Below are 16,625 nucleotides of genomic sequence, written 5' to 3' on the forward strand. Positions count from 1 at the left end.
GACCGGCGTGTCGCCCGCAGACACGCACGCTCGCCGAAGGAAGAAACAACCCATGAAACCGGGCCGAACGGCGGCTAGTTCTTCGCGATCAGGCCGTCGACGATCCGGTTGAAGTCGGCCGTGCCGAACGACACGTATTCGGCGAGGTTGGCGTAGTCGAGCGACGCCATCACCGAACGCTCCAGCTGGATGTTCATCAGACGCTTGGTGGCCTCGACGGCCTGCTGCGGCAGGTCGATGATCTTCTTCGCCGCGGCGATGGCCTCGGCCAGTGGGTCCGCGACGACGTGGTTGGCGAGGCCGAGTTCCAGGGCCCGCTGCGCCTTGATCCGCACGCCGGTCAACGCGAACTCCTTGGCCTGCAACAGGCTGATCTGCGAGCCCCATACCAGCGGTCCCCCGTCGGCGGCGACCAGTCCGATCTGCACGTGCGGGTCGGCGAAGTGCGCCGTCTCGGCCATGTAGACGATGTCGGAAAGTGCCGCCAGGCTGCACCCGAGCCCGACGGCCGGGCCGTTGACCGCGGCGATCACCGGGATGCGGCACCGCACCATGCCGATGACCAGATCGCGACCGTGCTTGATCGTCTTCTGCCGCAACGCCTCGTTGCTGCGCAACTCGTCGAGGTAGTTGAAGTCGCCGCCCGCAGAGAACGCGCGGCCCGCCCCGGTGATCACGGCGGCGCGGGCACCGGCGTCCTCGTTGAGCGCCTCCCAGATCTTCGCGAGCCCGACGTGCAGGTCGTCGTTGACCGCGTTCAACGCGTCGGGACGGTTGAGCGTGATGATGCGCAGCGCGCCATCGGCTTTGACGTCGATCTCGTCCGGCATGTCGTACACGTCAGGCTCCCAATCCAAGTATCCGCTGCGCGATGATGTTCTTCTGAATCTGCGACGTGCCGCCCATGACGCTCTGCGCGCGGCTGTACAGGTAGGCGCCGAACAGTTCTTCGTCGCCGGTGCCGAGGGTCGCGAGCGTCGCGTGTCCCACCGACTGCTCCACCCACGTCATCAGCAGCTTGTCCAGCGATCCGTCGGGTCCGTGCACGATGCCGTCCAACTGCTCGGACAACCGCCGCCGCACGTGCAGGCGCAGCATCTCGGTCTGCACCCACGCCCACGACAGCTCGTCGGGCGGCGTGCCGTGGACGCGGCCGGCTAACTGCCGCACCAGTTTTCCGTAGCGAGCCGAGAAGCCCAGCGTGGACGGTTCGCGCTCGTGGCTCACCACGGTCATCGCGAGCTTCCACCCGTCGCCGGGAGCACCCACCATGTTGTCAGCGGACACTCGCGCTCCGTCGAACTCGACCTGGCCGAACTCCTTGGTGACGCCGCTGATCATCTTCAGCGGGCGCTGCACGATGCCCTCCTGGTGCATCGGCACGATGAACGCCGAGATCCCCTTGTGCTTGGGCACGTCGCGGTCGGTGCGCGCGAGCACCAGGCACCAGTCGGCGACGTCGGAGTAACTGGTCCAGATCTTGTGGCCGTGGATGACGTACTCGTCCCCGTCGGCGACGGCCGTCGTCGTCAGCGACGCGAGGTCCGACCCGGCACCCGGTTCGCTGAACCCCTGGCACCACCGTTCGGTGCCGTTGATCATCCCGGGCAGGAAGCGTTGCCGCAGTTCCTCGCTGCCGTGATGGCTCAGACCGACGACCAGATACCCGAGACTCGGGCGCGCGGGCGCACCGGCCTTCGCGATCTCCTCGTCGACGATGACGTCGTACACCGCGGGCAGGTCGCGCCCGCCGTAGGCGGCGGGCCAGGTGGTGCCGAAGAACCCGGCCGCGTACAGCGCCTGGTGCCACCGTCCCTGCGCCGCCCAGTACTCGTCACCCGAGGTGGGGAACTTGCCCTTCTGCTCGAGCAGCCACGTCCGCAGCTTGCTGCGGAACTCGGCCTCGTCCGGCGAATCACGAAAGTCCAACGGTCAACTCCTCCAACTTCACCGGCCACGTCTCGGTGGCGGTCAGGACGCGGCGTAGATAGACGTGCGCGAGGCACTCCCAGGTGTTGCCGATGCCGCCGTGCACCTGGATGGACGTCTCGCACACGGTGAGTGCCGAACGGGCGCAGTAGATCTTCGCGACCCGGCCCGCCTCGACGGCCTCCACGACCGGCAACTCGTCGACGGCCCACGCGGCGTGCCGCAGCATGCTGACCGATCCTTCGATCAGCGCGAGACTCTCCGCCAGCAGGTGCCGCACCGCCTGGTAGGACCCGATGGCGGCGCCGTACTGTTCGCGCACCTTGGCGTACTCGGTGGCCAGCGCCAGCGTCCCCCGCGCCGCACCGACCAGGTCGGCCGTGGTCGCGGTGAGCGCGAGCGCGTACCAGCGGGCGGCGTCCTCGTCCGCCAAATCGGCGAGTTCGGCCGGCGACTCGATCACGCCGGCGAGGCTCCGGGTCAGGTCGATCGAGGGCTCGTCGGACGGGGACGGGGACACCTCGCGGCCGAGCCGACGGGTGAGGTCGTCGGCCAGCACCGGCCCGATGAACGGCACGTCGACCAGACCGCGGGCGAACTCCTCCGCCACGATGGCCACCTCGACGCCCGACGCCTCGTCCGAGCGCAGGGTGCGCCACCCGGTGGCGTCGACGTTCTTCTCGAGGCGCGTCACTCGCCCCCCGTCGTCGAGGTCGGCGACCGAACCCGGCCCGAGGTCGTCGGCCAGTTTCGCGGCCGCATCGCGCAGCTGACGCTGCTCGAAGGTCAGACGGACGTCCATCAGATCACGCGCTCCTTCAGCACTCGGCGCAACACCTTCCCGGAGGGAAGTCGGGGAATCTCCTCGACGAAGGCGACCCGGCTGGGCCGCTTGTAGGACGCCAGTCGGTCGGCGACGAGGCCGATCAACTCGTCCGATTCGACTGCACCGCAACGCGACACGGCCGCGACGACGGCCTCGCCGCTGACGGGGTCGGGCACGCCGAAGACCGCGCAGTCGGCGACGGCCGGATGGCCGTGCAGCACCGCCTCGACCTCGGCGGGTGCCACCTGGAATCCGCGGACCTTGATCATCTCCTTGGAGCGGTCGGTGATCCGGAGCCAGCCGTCGGCGTCGAGGTGCCCGACGTCGCCCGTGCGGTACCAGCCGTCGTCGAAGGCCGATGCGGTCGCGTCGTCCGGCAGGTAGCCCGCCATCACCGACGGCGACGACACCTGGATCTCGCCGTCCTCGCCGATCGGCACGGGCTCGCCGGTCTCCGAGGACGTGATGCGCAACCGCACACCGGGCACCGCCCGGCCGACGGTGTCCAAGTCAGCGCCGTCGAGCACGTTGCAGGTGATCACCGGCAGTTCGCTGGCCCCGTAGGCGGTCACCCAGGTGACGCCCGCGCGCCGTGTCACCTCGTCGGCGACGCTTCGGGTCACGGGCGTCGCGCACCACACGACGTAGCGCAGCGACGACAGGTCGTGGTCCTCGAGGCGGGGGTGGGCGGCCAGCGCCAGCGCGATGGGCGCCACGGCCATCTCGATCGTGATGCGGTCGGCCTCGATGTGCCGCAACATGGTGTCCACGTCGAAGCGGGGGTGCAGCCGGATCCATGCCCCGGCGTCGAAGGCGGTGGCGATGTTGAGGAGTCCGAGGATGTGCGACGGCGGCGTCAGGATCTGCATCCGGTCGTTCGGCGTGAGCCCCAGCGCCGCCCGCCAGTGGGCGACGGCCGCCGCGAAGCCGCCATGCGTGTGCCGGACGGCCTTGGGCATGCCGGTGGTGCCCGAACTGAAGACGAACAGTGCGTCCGATTCGGGCGCGGGCGCGTCGAATTCGCGACGGCCCGGGGTGACCGGGGAGTCGAGGTCGAGCATCGGCATCGCTTCGGCCAGCACCGGACTGTCGCCCACCGCATGCGACGGCGCCGTCAGCGCCAGGGCGTGGTCCACCTCGGCGCGCTTCCACGACGTGCTGAGCAGCACCACGGCGGCGCCGAGGCGCCAGATGGCCTGCATCGCGACGACGAACTCGGGCCGGTTGGACGACATCAACGCCACCCGGTCACCGCTGCGCACGCCGCGTTGCTCCAGGATGGTGGCCATGCCGCTGGTGAGAGAGTCGAGTTCGGCGCGGGTGTACTGCCTGTCGCCGTACGCGAGGAGGGCGGTGTCAGTCACTGCTCGGCCCTTCCCGCTGGTCGCCCGACAAGGGGGCGATGGCTCTCAGACGTCGGTTGAGAATACCCTATCAATAATGGAGAATAGTATTCTCGCAGCAACAGAATCCCTATACCAGGAGTGGGTGCGATGAGTGCAGATCCGGTGCCGACGGGCGAGGCCGGCGAGGTCAAGATCCTCCTCGACCGGAAGACGGCGTCGATCAAGATGGTGCCCGGCGAGACGTTGCTCGAAGCCGCCCGGCGTGCCGGCATGGGACCGCCCTTCTCCTGCGAGGCGGGCAACTGCGGCACCTGCATGGCCAAGCTGGTCGAGGGCCGGGCCACGATGCGCGTCAACGACGCACTCGACGAGGACGAGGTCGAGGACGGGTACGTACTGACCTGCCAGGCGGTCCCCGACACCACGGACGTCTACGTCTCCTACGACGACTGAGGACCGGCCGAGTACTCGTCCAGCGCGGGTGCGGGCCGGTACACCGGCTCGTAGCCGGCGACCTTCACCGAGCCGCCGACCAGCCGGAAGTCCCCGGCCGTGACGACCGCATCGGGTGTCGCCTCCAGCGCCTCGGGTAGCGACCGGACCGCGGCCGCGGGAATGCCCAGCGGCGCGAGCCGTTCTTGCCAGCCGACGGCGGTGTCCGTGGCGAGCACCGCCGTCACCAGTGCCAGCACCTCGTCCCGCCGCTCCGAACGCTCGGCCATCAGCTCGAACCCGCCCACGCCCGCCTCCCGGGCGAACGACCGCCAGAAGCCATCGTGGGTGATGAACAGCGCCAGGTGGCCGTCCTTCGTCGGGAACAGCTGCGCCGGAACGTAATACGAGTGCGCACCGTGCGGATGCCGTCGCGGGGCCACGCCGTCGTTGAGGTACGCCGACGCGCGGTAGTTCAACTGCGAGAGCATCACGTCGCGCAGGGAGACGTCCACCTGACCGCCACGTCCCGAGACGATCTGCGCCAGCAGGCCCAGCGCCGCGGTCAGCCCGGTCGAATTGTCTGCCGAGGAGTACCCCGGCAGCGTCGGCGGACCGTCGGGATCACCGGTCATCGCGGCCACGCCCGTGGCGGCCTGCACCACGTAGTCGAACGCCGGATCGTCGCCGCCGTCGAGGCCGTAACCCGTGAGCGCAACGCACACGATCTTCGGGTTGAACGCCGACAGCGCCCCGTACGTCAACCCCAGCTTGCGGATGACCGACGGCTTCATGTTCACCAGCAGCGCATGGGAATCCGCGACCAGGTCGCCGAGCCGCCGGCGCCCCTCGTCGGACGCGAGGTCGAGGCAGACGCTGCGCTTGTTGCGGTTGAGGCTCGCGAAGTAGCTGTCGCTCACCTGGCGGGAGATCTCGCCGCCGGGCGGCTCGACCTTGATCACCTCGGCACCGAGGTCGGCCAGCATCATGGTCGCGTAGGGGCCGGCGAGCATCACGCCGACCTCGAGGATGCGAATGCCCGCGAGCGGACCGCTCATCGCGGCCCTCGGCTCTTCGCGCAGGCGCTCATCGCGGCCGTCGGCTCTTCGCGCAGGCGCTCATCGCACCGCCTTGGCGAGCTCCGCTATCACCTCACGCGTGCGGTACTTCGACGCCACCAGTTCGTCCCGGGTGTCCCCGATCGGCAGCAGGCGCACCGACAGGTCGGTCACGCCGGCGTCCGCGAACTGCTTGAACCGCTTGAGGATCGACTCCTCGTCGCCCGCCGCACACAGGTCGCCCACGCTGCGGGCGTCGCCGCGATCGAGCAGCTTCTGGTAGTTGGGCGACGTCTCGGCCTCGGAGAGGATGCGGTTGGCCCGGTCCTTCGCGGCGTCGATCTCGGAGTTGGCGCACAGACACACCGGGATGCCCGCGACGATCCGCGGCGCCGGCCGGCCCGCGTCGGCCGCGGCCTTGGTGATCTTGGGGGCGATGTGGTCGCCGATGGCCTTCTCGTCGGCCATCCACAGCACCGTGCCGTCGGCGTGCTCACCGGCGATCTGCAGCATCACCGGTCCGAGTGCGGCCACCAGCACGGGCATCGGCGTCGCGGCGCCCAGCACGGTCGGGTTGTGCACGGTGAACGAGTCGTTCTCGACGTCGACGGCACCCGGTCCGGCGGTCGCGGCGTTGAGCACCTCGAGGTAGTCCCGGGTGTAGCCGGCCGGCTTGTCGTAGGGCAGGCCGAGCATGTCCCGGACGATCCAGTGGTGCGACGGGCCCACCCCGAGTGCCAGCCGCCCGCCGGCGACGGCGTGCACCGAGAGTGCCTGCCGGGCAAGCGCGATGGGATGCTGGGCCTGTAGCGGCACCACGGCCGTGCCGAGTTCGATGCGCGACGAGTGGGCCGCCATCAGCGCGATCATCGTCAGACAATCGAAGTCGTCGGGCACCTGCGGCATCCACGCGGTGTCCATGCCCGCGGCCTCGGCCCACTCCACGTCGGCCACCAGCTTGGCGACCTTGCGCGCCATGTCGCCGCGCTCGGCCCCGATCATCACGCCCAGTCTCATGCCTGCTCCCGTTCCTCGGTCGACGGACGCGATGCCACGGCGATCAGCCTGCGGGACCGGCTCATCGCCGGGCCTTCTCGGTCAGCGCCCGGACGTCGTGCACCAGCGTGTCGAGCGGGGTGCCGGTCGGGAAGACCGCGGCCGCACCGGCGTCGAGCAGCTTCTGCACGTCGGATCCGGGGATCGTGCCACCGACGACGACGGCGATGTCACCGGCGTCGGCGGCACGCAGCGCGTCGACGGTGCGCGCGGTCAGTGCGACGTGCGCGCCCGACAGGATCGACAACCCGACCACCGAGACGTCCTCCTGCAGCGCGATCGAGACGATGTCCTCGATCCGCTGCCGGATGCCCGTGTAGATCACCTCGAAGCCGGCATCGCGCAGCGTGCGGGCGACGATCTTCGCGCCGCGGTCGTGTCCGTCGAGACCCGGCTTCGCGACCAGGACCCGCGCCGGGGACGTCGTGTCGCTCACTAGAACACCACCGGTTGCTGGAACTCGCCCCACACGGACTTGAGCGTGGTGACCATCTCGCCGACGGTGCAGTACGCGTTGGCGCAGTCGATCAGTCGGTGCATCAGGTTGTCATCGCCTTCCGCCGAACGGGCAAGTGCTGCAAGCGCATCCTTCACCTCGACGTCGTCGCGCTCGGCCTTCACCCGGGCGAGCCGCTTGAGCTGGAGGTCGCGGCCCTCGGCGTCGAGTTCGTAGGTGGCGAGGTCGGGTGCGGGTTCGTCGACGACGAACTTGTTGACACCCACCACCGGGCGCTCGCCGGACTCGACCTCGCGGTGGATCTTGTAGGCCTCGTCGGCGATCAGGCCCTGCAGGTAGCCGTCCTCGATGCAGCGCACCATGCCACCGTGGGCTTCGAGGTCGGCCATGATCTCGACGATCTTCTCCTCGGTGGCGTCGGTGAGCGCCTCCACGAAGTACGACCCGCCGAGCGGATCGGCGACCTTCGCCACCCCGGTCTCGTAGGCGAGGATCTGCTGGGTGCGCAGTGCCAGCGTCGCGGACTCCTCGCTGGGCAGCGCGAACGGCTCGTCCCAGGCGGCGGTGAACATCGACTGCACGCCGCCGAGCACCGAGGCCAGGGATTCGTAGGCCACGCGCACCAGGTTGTTCTGGGCCTGCGGCGCATAGAGCGACGCCCCGCCCGACACGCAGCCGAACCGGAACATCGACGCCTTGTCGCTGGTCGAGCCGTACCGCTCCCGCACGATCGTGGCCCAGCGGCGCCGTCCGGCGCGGTACTTGGCGATCTCCTCGAAGAAGTCGCCGTGGGTGTAGAAGAAGAACGAGATCTGCGGCGCGAACTTGTCGATCGTCATGCGGCCGCGCTCGACGACGGTGTCGCAGTAGGTGACGCCGTCGGCCAGCGTGAACGCCATCTCCTGGATGGCGTTGGCGCCGGCGTCGCGGAAGTGCGCTCCCGCCACGGAGATCGCGTTGAACCGCGGTACCTCCGCGGCGCAGAATTCGATGGTGTCGGCGATCAGCCGCAGCGACGGCTCGGGCGGCCAGATCCAGGTTCCCCGGGAGGCGTACTCCTTGAGGATGTCGTTCTGGATGGTGCCGGTGAGCTTCTCGCGCGGCACGCCCTTCTTCTCCGCGGCGGCGACGTAGAACGCCAGCAGGATCGCGGCGGTGCCGTTGATGGTGAAGCTGGTGCTGATCTGGTCGAGCGGGATGCCGTCGAAGAGGATCTCGGCGTCGGCGAGGGTGTCGACGGCCACGCCGACCCGGCCGACCTCCTCGCCGTACTCGGCGTCGTCGGAGTCGTAACCGCACTGGGTGGGGAGGTCGAGGGCGACCGACAGTCCCGTGCCGCCCTGGCCCAGGAGATATCGGTATCGCTGGTTCGACTCCTCGGCGGTGCCGAAGCCCGAATACTGGCGGAAGGTCCACGTCTTCCCGCGGTACCCGGACGCGAAGTTGCCGCGCGTGAAGGGGTACTCGCCGGGCGCCGGCGGCTCACCCGAACGGTCGGCGGGACCGTAGACGGGCTGCAGTGGGAGACCCGACGGGGTCTGGACGGCGTCGTTCATCAGTCGATAACGTACTTGCTTAAAATGAGAATGCCAATACCGGATAGCGGAAACATCCCGGATCGAACGCGTGTCGGCGGCCGTCTGGGCCGGGCCGGTCCACGGTCGCGTAACCGCTAACCGGGGTGCCTGCGCGATGTGCGAGCATGACACTTGCTAAAAATGAGAATGGCACTGTCATTCGGATACCATCGACGCACCGAGGAGGAGCCATGTCGGGCAACCGAGGAGCGGAGCGTGATCACGCGTGACCGAACAGCACACGCTCGCCGACCGGACCCTGGTGGTCTCCGGCGGCAGCCGCGGGATCGGACTGGCGATCGGGCTCGGGGCCGCACGGCTCGGGGCCAACGTCGTCCTGCTCGCCAAGACGTCGGAACCCCACCCCAAACTGCCTGGCACAGTGCACACCGCGGTCGCCGAGATCGAGGCGGCGGGCGGCAAGGGCCTGGCGGTCGTCGGCGACGTCCGCAATGAGGAGGACGTTCAACGCGCGGTCGACGCCGCGGTGGAGCGATTCGGCGGCGTCGACGTCGTGGTGAACAACGCCAGCGCGATCTCGACCGACTCGACCGAGAACCTGTCGGCGAAGAAGTTCGACCTCATGATGGACATCAACGTGCGCGGCACCTTCCTCCTGACCAAGGCGGCGCTGCCGCACCTGCGCGAGTCGCCGCACGCGCACGTGATGACGCTCGCACCACCGCTCAATCTCTCCCCCCACTGGCTGGGCGCACACCCGTCGTACACGCTCTCCAAGTACGGGATGACCCTGCTCTCGCTGGGCTGGGCGAGCGAATACGCGGCGGACGACATCGGTTTCAGCTGCCTGTGGCCGCAGACCTACATCGCGACGTCGGCGGTGACCAACCTTCGGGCGGGCGACGAACTCGTCGAGCGCTCGCGCAGCGTCGACATCATGTCCGACGCCGCGGTGGCGGTCCTCGGCAAGACCGCCGCCGAGGTCAACGGCCAGTGCTTCATCGACGCCGACGTCCTCACCGCCGCGGGCCAGACCGACCTGTCGCGGTACGGCGGCGGCGACGACCCCATGTGGGATATCTTCCTGGACAAGTCATGAGTATCTCGCTGCTGCTGGAGATGGCATCCTCGTCCGATCCGGATCGGACGGCGGTGGTGGCCGATGACATCAGGCTCACCACAGGGCAATTGAGCACACTGGCCGACGGTGGGGCGGGCGTCATCGCCGCGTCCGGCGCCCGGCACGTGGCGTACGTGGGCACCGGCGGGGCGATCCTGCCCCTGCTGCTGTTCGCGGCCGCGCGCGCCGCCGTCCCGGTCACCCCGCTCAACTACCGGTTGTCGACCGACGGCCTGCGCGCCCTGCTCGACCGCCTGCCCGATCCGCTGGTGGTGGTCGACGACGACTACCGCGAGGCCGTCGGCGACGGATACCGCGTGCTGGGCTCCACCGAGTTCGTCGACCGGGCACGCACCGAGGAACCCGTCGCGGAGTTCGCCGATCCCGAGGCCGTCGCGGTGGTGCTCTTCACCTCGGGGACCACGAGCACGCCCAAGGCCGTCGAACTGACCCACGCCAACCTCACCAGTTACATCACCGGCACCGTCGAGTTCGGCGCCGCCGATCCCGGTGACGCCGCGCTCGTCTGCGTCCCGCCGTACCACATCGCGGGGGTCAGTGCCGCGCTGTCGAACCTCTACGCGGGCCGGAAGATGGTGTATCTCACCAACTTCGACGCACTCGAATGGGTGCGCCTGGTCGGCACCGAGAAGGTGTCCTCGGCGACCGTGGTACCCACCATGCTCGACCGCATCGTCACCGTCCTGGACGCCGACAAGGTGACCCTGCCCTCGCTGCGCACGCTGGCCTACGGCGGTTCCAAGGTCGCGCTCCCCCTCGTCCGTCGGGCGCTGTCGCTGCTGCCCGACGTGGGCTTCGTCAACGCCTACGGCCTGACCGAGACCAGCTCGACGATCGCCGTGCTCACCCCCGACGACCACCGCGCCGCACTGGCGGCCGACGACGAGGCGGCCATGCGCCGGCTCGGATCGGTGGGGCAACCGGTCCCCGGCATCGAGGTACAGATCCGCGGCGAGGACGGCAGCGTCCTCGGCTCCGGCGAGCCGGGCGAGTTGTTCGTGCGTGGCGAGCAGGTCTCGGGGCGCTACACCGACGTCGGGTCGGTACTCGACGAGCAGGGCTGGTTCCCCACGCGCGACGTCGCCTACCTCGACGCCGACGGCTACCTGTTCATCGGCGGGCGGTCGGACGACACCATCATCCGCGGCGGGGAGAACATCGCGCCGGCCGAGATCGAGGACGTCCTGGTCGAGCATCCGCACGTGCGGGATTGTGCGGTGGTGGGCGCCGACGATCCCGAGTGGGGGCAGATCATCGTCGCCGTGGTCGTCCCCCAGCCCGGCGCCGACCCGGACGTCGACGACCTCCGGGCCCACGTACGTTCTCAGCTGCGCGGCAGCCGCACCCCGGACCGGGTCGTGTTCCGCGACGAACTCCCCACCAATGCGACCGGCAAGGTGCTGCGCCGCGAACTGGTCGACGAAGTGAACGCCACGACGAAGGAGCCCCTGTGATCAAGAACGGCAGCCGCCTGCAGAGCCAGGTCTGCGACACCCAGGTGATCGTGGTGCGCAGCGCCGACGGCCTCGACGATCTGCGCGCCGGAGGTGCCCCCATGATCCCGATCGGGGACGACGCCGATGCCGCTCTGTCGCTGGACGATTCGCTGGCCGACGGCAATCTGATGGGCAAGCGGTACGTCGACGAGGGTGGCGCCGAGGTGCTGGTGACCAAGGCAGGCAAGGGGACGCTCAGCATCGGCGCCACGCCCCTGTCGATCAAGGAAGCCAAGCCGCTGCCGGCCAGCGACTGACCCGAGCCGGTCAGGCGCGGACCCGCGCCGTCCTGGCGGGGCTGGCCCTGACCACGTCGCCGGTGAAGCGTTCGAGCAACACCGCCTGCGTCGCCGCGAGGTGACGCCGGACCAGGCGGTGCACCTCGTCGGACCGTCCCGCGGCGATCTGGTCGACCAGTCTGCGGTGGGTGCGCACGGCCCCCCTCGCCTCCGCGGGCGACGGGTACTCGCCCCGGCGGGTGACCAGCGCCGCCCACTGCTGCTCCTGCGCCGACCACAGGGCGACCAGACTCCGTACGACGTAGCGGATGGTGTCGTTCGGCGTGAACGCCACCATCAGATCGTGGAACTCGCGTGCGATGCGGGTGAAGGCGACGCCGTCGGACACCGCGTTCGCCGACGCCTCGACGTTGGCCAGGAGCACCGGCACCACGGCCGTCGCGCGATCCGGCCGACGCGCCACGTCCGCGGCCGACAGCGGCTCGAGCCGTAGCAGCCCCTCGGCCAGATCGCCGAGGGTGACGCCCGCACCCTGCAGCACCAGACCGAGGTGGTAGGCGGCCGACGTCTGGTCGGGACGGTGTACCTCGGCGCCACCGACGCTGCCGCGGCGAACGGTGACGAGGCCCTCGGTCTCCAGTATCCGCAACGCTTCCCGGACCGACGGATGGCTGACGCCGAACTCCCTGACCAACTGATCCTGGGTGGGGAGCCGGTCGGTGTCCGAACCGACGAGGATGCGCTCCCGCAGTTCGGCGGCGACCGTCTCGGCGATCCGCTGCTGCGGGGTGTGCCCGGGAGGCGTCATGGGTCAATACTAGCAATCCTTATAAGGATTGCCCTACGATCGACGAGTGGACTTCGAGATGACCGCTGCTGCGACGACGCTGCGCGGTGAGCTTCGCGACCTGGTGCACGACCACGTACCCGACGACTTCCTGGGCGCCTTCACCTCCGACCCCGCCGATCTCGAGACGGCACAGGCGTTCTGCCGGCTGCTCGCCGAGCGGGGCCTGCTGTGCATGTCGTGGCCGCCGGAGTTCGGTGGGCGCGGCTCGTCGGCCTGGGAGCAGACGGTCGTGCGCGAGGAGATGTGGGCCCATCACGAGCCGCGCGGCGCCCAGTACATGGGCGTCAACTGGGTGGGCCCCACGCTGATGCGGCACGGCACCCCCGAGCAGCAGTGCACCCATCTGCCGCCCATCGCGCGCGGCGAGGTCATCTGGTGCCAGGGCTTCAGCGAGCCGGAGGCGGGTTCGGATCTCGCGTCGCTGCGCACCACCGCGACCCGGGACGGCGACGGTTGGCGGATCAACGGTCAGAAGATCTGGACCTCCTACGCGACGATGGCGCAGTGGTGCTTCCTGCTGGCCCGCACCACGCGCGGCGAGAAGAAGCAGCAGGGACTGACGATCTTCCTGGTGCCCATGTCCGATCCCGCGATCACGGTGCGTCCCATCGGCTCGATGATGGGGCCGCACCACCTCAACGAGGTGTTCTTCGACGACCTGCGCGTGACGGACGCCGACGTCCTCGGCACCGTCGACGACGGGTGGTCCATCGTGCAGAACGTCCTGGCCTTCGAGCGCGTCGGAATCGCGCGGTACGCGCGCTGTGAACGCCTGCTGCACATGGCACCCGACGCGCTGGGCGACCGCTGGGACCTGCTGCCCGCCGAACTCCGTGGCCGGTGGGCGCGCATGCTGACCCACTGTCGACGCGCCCGCCTGCTCGCCTACCGGGTGGTCTCCCTGCAGGCCACCGGTCAGGTCACGCCCACCGATGCCGCCGCCTACCGGATCGCGGTGACCAAGCTCGATCAGGACAGCGCCGAGGTCCTGATGGAGATCGCCGCCGACCTGCCCGTGGCGACGGCCGGGCTCGCCGAGGTGTTCCGCCGCGAGGTCGAGGACCACTGGAAGTACTCACAGGCGTCCACGGTGTCCTCCGGCAGCATCGAGATGCAGCGCATCCTGCTCTCCCGCAACATGTTGGGAGCGCGATGAACATCGACCTGAGTCCCGAAGCAGTCGAGTTCGGCGTCGCGGCACGACATGCCTTCGAGGCCGCCGGTGGCGACCACCTGGTCCAGCGTGCCGAAGCCGACCCCACGGCGCGCGAGGCGCTCGCCGGCGCGGTACTCGCCGACCTCGGTGCCTGGGATCTCGAACCGACCCAGGACACGGATTCGCTGGAGGCCGCCGCGGCCCTCTGCCGCAGCGCCGGGTACTGGGCACTGCCCTACCCGGTCGCCGAGCGGCTCTCCGCCCCCGCGGCACTGGACGCCGACGGGCTCGTCGTGGTCTCGGCGGCTCGCCCGTCGGCCGCCATCGGCGGCGTCGACGGCCGGTGGGTCGCAGTCGCACTCGACGGCACCCGGTATCGCGTCGACGGTGCGTCGGCACCCGGCCCGGGCTTCGTCAGCACGCTCGACCTCCGACCACTCGACGCCGACGGCTCGTCGGACCTGCCGCTGGCACTGACGCTGCCGTGCTGGACGCTCCTCGGAATGCTGGATCGCGCCATCGACCTCACCGTCGCCCACGTCCGGATGCGAGAGCAGTTCGGGCAGCCGCTGTCGCGGTTCCAGAGCGTCCAGTTCCAGTTGACCGACGCCGAGGTCGAGCGGTCGGGACTGGACATGCTCGCCAAGTACACCCTGTGGAGCGTCGGCACCGGTGGCGCCGACGCCCTGAACGACGCACTCGCCCTGCGGATGGCCGCACTCGAGGCGGCCGAGGTGGTCTTCCGGGTGACCCACCAACTGCACGGAGCCGTCGGCTTCTGCGACGAGACGACGCTGTCGTGGCTGTCGCGGCACAGTCAGCCGCTGCGGCGCCTGCCCATCGGCCTGTCGGCCACCCGTGAGCAGCTGACCACCCGCGTCGACCGACGCGGGCTGGCCGGCCTCTACACCCCGGAAGCCGAGGCCGTCCGATGAGCACCGACGAGCTGACGGAGTTCCGCGCCCACGTGCGGCAGTGGTGCGTCGACCACGTCCCCGCCGACTGGCGATCGGCCCAGACCGGTGCCACCGACGACCGATTCGTCACCTTCCAGAAGGCGTGGTTCGCCGAGCTGCATGCAGCCGGATTCGCCGTGCCGCACTGGCCGGTCGCGTGGGGCGGCGGCATGTCGGTCGAGCGGCAAATCGTGCTGTACCAGGAACTTGCCGCCCACGATGCGCCGCGCCTGGTGCTCGCCTTCGTCGGCATTCACCACGCCGCGTCGACCCTGCTGGTCGCGGGAACCGACGAGCAGCGCAGCCGGCATCTGCCGGCCATCCTCGACGGTGAGATCTGGGTGCAGGGCTTCTCGGAGCCGGAGGCGGGATCGGACCTGGCCGCGCTGCGAACGACGGCCCGCCGCGAGGGCGACGTGTTCGTCGTCAACGGGCAGAAGCTGTGGGCCAGTGGTGGCCGACACGCCGACTGGTGCCTGCTGCTCGCCCGCACCGACCCGAATGCGGCCAAGCGCAAGGGCATCTCGTACTTCCTCCTCGACATGACCTCACCCGGCATCGACGTCCGGCCCATCCGCAACGCCGTCGGCGACTCGCACTTCTGCGAGGTCTTCCTCAACGACGTCGTCATCCCCGAGGCCAACCTGATCGGACCCGAGAACGGCGGCTGGCAGGTGGCTCAGGCGACCCTGGGTGCCGAGCGGGGCATGACGATGCTGGAACTCGCGGAACGGCTGGGCAACGCCGGATTCCGGTGGCTCGTCGAGGAATGCGACCGCCCCCGCGCCGACGGTTCCCGACCGCTCGACGACCCGGTGGTCCGAGACGGTCTGGCGCGCCTGGAGATCGAGATCAGCGGCCTGCGCGGGTTGTGCCGCGACGTGGTCGAGGGTCACGACGGTGGTGCCGTGGGTCCCGCCGACCCGTCGATCGTCAAGCTGTTCTACAGCGAGCTGCTGCAACGGATGACCGACTTCGGCGTCGAGGTGGGCGGTCTCGACGCCCACGCCGTCCTCAGCAAGCCCATGTCGAGCGGCTGGGAGTCGGGCGCGTGGGTACTCGACTTCATCGGGTCCTGGGAGTGGACGATCCCCGGCGGGGCGAGCGAGATCCAGCGGACCATCATCGCCGAGCGCGGCCTCGGGCTGCCGCGGGAACCGGTGACGACGTGACGGACTTCGGCGACCTGCACGACGAGTTGCGCGCGGTGGCGCGCGACGTCCTCTCCCGCGGCACCCCCGACTGGCGCCGGCTCGTCGACGCCGGGTGGACGGGCCTGGAGGTGGGCGAGGACCAGGGTGGGTCGGGCGCGTCGTTCGTCGAGACCGCCATCGTGCTCGAGGAACTCGGCCGCGCGGCCGCCTACACCCGGTACCTCGGATCGGCGCTGGCGATCGGCGTCCTGACCACACTCACCCCCGACCAGTCCCGTGACGATCTCCTCGACCGTCTCGCTGCGGGCGCGACGGCCTCGGTGGCAACGGGTTTCACGTCAGATGGCCACGCGGTCACGGGCCGCGCCCGGTTCGTGCCGGACGCGGACGGCGCCGACCACCTGCTGCTGGTCACCGGTGATTCCGTGGTGCTCGCGACGGGCGTCGCCGTCGAACCCCAGCCCGTCGTGGACGAGACCCGCCGGCTGGCGACGGTCAGCGCCGACGGCGCCCCCGTCACGCAGTCCTGGCCGCTCACCGGCGGCGGTCGCGCGGCGCTGCAGCGCGCCGCCGTGGCGATCGCATGCGACAGCCTCGGGCTGGCCGAGGCGATGCTGGCACGCACCGTCGACTACGCCGGTGTGCGCCACCAGTTCGGCAGGCCGATCGGTTCGTTCCAGGCCGTCAAGCACGCCTGCGCGGACATGCTGGTCCAGGTCGCGGTGGCACGGCAGCTGGTGACGGCGGCCGCCGCCGACCTGGCCGCCGGGCGCGACGCGGCGGCGTCCACCGCGATGGCGAAGTCCTACGCCACGTCGATGGCCGTCGACGTGGTCGGGAAGGCCCTGCAGTTGCACGGCGGCATCGGCTACACCTGGGAGAGCGGTGTGCACGTCTACCTCAAGCGGGCGACGCTCAACCGATCCCTCTACGGGGCACCGGCGGAGCACCGCAGGACGCTGGCCGCGCGGTACGGCTGAGGCCCGACCGA

The 16,625-nt window shown here is 70.0% G+C and carries 17 protein-coding genes; 8 read left to right on the top strand and 9 right to left on the bottom strand.

The window, feature by feature from the left end; translation table 11 throughout:
- Window positions 1–74: 74 nt before the first annotated feature.
- Genes AC1MEY_RS14025 through AC1MEY_RS14040 form a run of 4 tightly spaced genes read right to left on the bottom strand, consistent with a single transcriptional unit; the run spans window position 75 to window position 4,119 of the window.
- Window positions 75–839: an enoyl-CoA hydratase/isomerase family protein gene (locus AC1MEY_RS14025; RefSeq protein WP_480231189.1), complete on the bottom strand. Its 765-nt coding sequence runs from the start codon at window positions 837–839 to the stop codon at window positions 75–77.
- Between the two features lies 1 nt (window position 840).
- On the bottom strand, window positions 841–1,929 hold the full coding sequence (locus tag AC1MEY_RS14030) for an acyl-CoA dehydrogenase family protein (protein WP_480231190.1): 1,089 nt from the start codon (window positions 1,927–1,929) through the stop codon (window positions 841–843).
- The gene (locus tag AC1MEY_RS14035) at window positions 1,916–2,731 is read right to left on the bottom strand and encodes an acyl-CoA dehydrogenase family protein (protein ID WP_480231191.1); all 816 of its coding nucleotides are present in this window, start codon (window positions 2,729–2,731) and stop codon (window positions 1,916–1,918) included. Before AC1MEY_RS14035 ends, AC1MEY_RS14030 begins: the two co-directional genes overlap by 14 nt.
- The gene (locus tag AC1MEY_RS14040) at window positions 2,731–4,119 is read right to left on the bottom strand and encodes a class I adenylate-forming enzyme family protein (protein WP_480231192.1); all 1,389 of its coding nucleotides are present in this window, start codon (window positions 4,117–4,119) and stop codon (window positions 2,731–2,733) included. The genes AC1MEY_RS14035 and AC1MEY_RS14040 overlap by 1 nt, the downstream gene beginning before the upstream one ends.
- Window positions 4,120–4,248: 129 nt before the next feature.
- Between AC1MEY_RS14040 and AC1MEY_RS14045 the strand changes: the two genes are divergently transcribed.
- Complete coding sequence (locus AC1MEY_RS14045; RefSeq protein WP_480231193.1) at window positions 4,249–4,554, top strand: 2Fe-2S iron-sulfur cluster-binding protein; 306 nt, start codon at window positions 4,249–4,251, stop codon at window positions 4,552–4,554.
- Here AC1MEY_RS14045 and AC1MEY_RS14050 read toward each other — a convergent pair.
- The 4 genes from AC1MEY_RS14050 to AC1MEY_RS14065 form a co-directional block, all read right to left on the bottom strand.
- On the bottom strand, window positions 4,542–5,591 hold the full coding sequence (locus tag AC1MEY_RS14050; protein WP_480231194.1) for a CaiB/BaiF CoA transferase family protein: 1,050 nt from the start codon (window positions 5,589–5,591) through the stop codon (window positions 4,542–4,544). The genes AC1MEY_RS14045 and AC1MEY_RS14050 overlap by 13 nt on opposite strands.
- A gap of 60 nt (window positions 5,592–5,651) precedes the next feature.
- Window positions 5,652–6,608: an LLM class F420-dependent oxidoreductase gene (locus AC1MEY_RS14055; protein WP_480231195.1), complete on the bottom strand. Its 957-nt coding sequence runs from the start codon at window positions 6,606–6,608 to the stop codon at window positions 5,652–5,654.
- 61 nt (window positions 6,609–6,669) lie between these two features.
- Window positions 6,670–7,083: a cobalamin B12-binding domain-containing protein gene (locus AC1MEY_RS14060; RefSeq protein ID WP_480231196.1), complete on the bottom strand. Its 414-nt coding sequence runs from the start codon at window positions 7,081–7,083 to the stop codon at window positions 6,670–6,672.
- Complete coding sequence (locus AC1MEY_RS14065; protein WP_480231197.1) at window positions 7,083–8,660, bottom strand: methylmalonyl-CoA mutase family protein; 1,578 nt, start codon at window positions 8,658–8,660, stop codon at window positions 7,083–7,085. Before AC1MEY_RS14065 ends, AC1MEY_RS14060 begins: the two co-directional genes overlap by 1 nt.
- Before the next feature lie 247 nt (window positions 8,661–8,907).
- Between AC1MEY_RS14065 and AC1MEY_RS14070 the strand changes: the two genes are divergently transcribed.
- From AC1MEY_RS14070 to AC1MEY_RS14080, 3 genes are read left to right on the top strand one after another with little or no spacing between them, the layout of a single operon-like run.
- Window positions 8,908–9,741 carry an SDR family oxidoreductase gene (locus AC1MEY_RS14070; RefSeq protein WP_480231198.1) on the top strand — a complete coding sequence of 278 codons (834 nt, stop codon included), beginning with the start codon at window positions 8,908–8,910 and terminating at the stop codon, window positions 9,739–9,741.
- Window positions 9,738–11,237, top strand: a complete 1,500-nt coding sequence (locus tag AC1MEY_RS14075) for a class I adenylate-forming enzyme family protein (RefSeq protein WP_480231199.1) — start codon at window positions 9,738–9,740, stop codon at window positions 11,235–11,237. Before AC1MEY_RS14070 ends, AC1MEY_RS14075 begins: the two co-directional genes overlap by 4 nt.
- A complete protein-coding gene (locus AC1MEY_RS14080) occupies window positions 11,234–11,536 on the top strand; it encodes a hypothetical protein (RefSeq protein WP_480231200.1) in 303 nt (100 codons plus the stop codon). The genes AC1MEY_RS14075 and AC1MEY_RS14080 overlap by 4 nt, the downstream gene beginning before the upstream one ends.
- A gap of 10 nt (window positions 11,537–11,546) precedes the next feature.
- Here the strand turns inward: AC1MEY_RS14080 and AC1MEY_RS14085 are convergent, their stop codons facing one another.
- Window positions 11,547–12,326: a FadR/GntR family transcriptional regulator gene (locus tag AC1MEY_RS14085; RefSeq protein WP_480231201.1), complete on the bottom strand. Its 780-nt coding sequence runs from the start codon at window positions 12,324–12,326 to the stop codon at window positions 11,547–11,549.
- A gap of 58 nt (window positions 12,327–12,384) precedes the next feature.
- Here AC1MEY_RS14085 and AC1MEY_RS14090 point away from each other — a divergent pair, with 58 nt between their 5' ends.
- The 4 genes from AC1MEY_RS14090 to AC1MEY_RS14105 are packed head-to-tail and all read left to right on the top strand — an operon-like array spanning window position 12,385 to window position 16,614.
- Window positions 12,385–13,524 (top strand): acyl-CoA dehydrogenase family protein, encoded by a 1,140-nt coding sequence (locus tag AC1MEY_RS14090; RefSeq protein WP_480231481.1) that lies wholly within the window; start codon window positions 12,385–12,387, stop codon window positions 13,522–13,524.
- Window positions 13,521–14,459 (top strand): acyl-CoA dehydrogenase family protein, encoded by a 939-nt coding sequence (locus AC1MEY_RS14095; protein ID WP_480231202.1) that lies wholly within the window; start codon window positions 13,521–13,523, stop codon window positions 14,457–14,459. Before AC1MEY_RS14090 ends, AC1MEY_RS14095 begins: the two co-directional genes overlap by 4 nt.
- Complete coding sequence (locus AC1MEY_RS14100; RefSeq protein WP_480231203.1) at window positions 14,456–15,652, top strand: acyl-CoA dehydrogenase family protein; 1,197 nt, start codon at window positions 14,456–14,458, stop codon at window positions 15,650–15,652. The genes AC1MEY_RS14095 and AC1MEY_RS14100 overlap by 4 nt, the downstream gene beginning before the upstream one ends.
- Window positions 15,649–16,614: an acyl-CoA dehydrogenase family protein gene (locus tag AC1MEY_RS14105; RefSeq protein ID WP_480231204.1), complete on the top strand. Its 966-nt coding sequence runs from the start codon at window positions 15,649–15,651 to the stop codon at window positions 16,612–16,614. Before AC1MEY_RS14100 ends, AC1MEY_RS14105 begins: the two co-directional genes overlap by 4 nt.
- The last annotated feature ends 11 nt before the right edge of the window (window positions 16,615–16,625 follow it).

The organism is Mycobacterium sp. PTI7 (assembly GCF_056679845.1).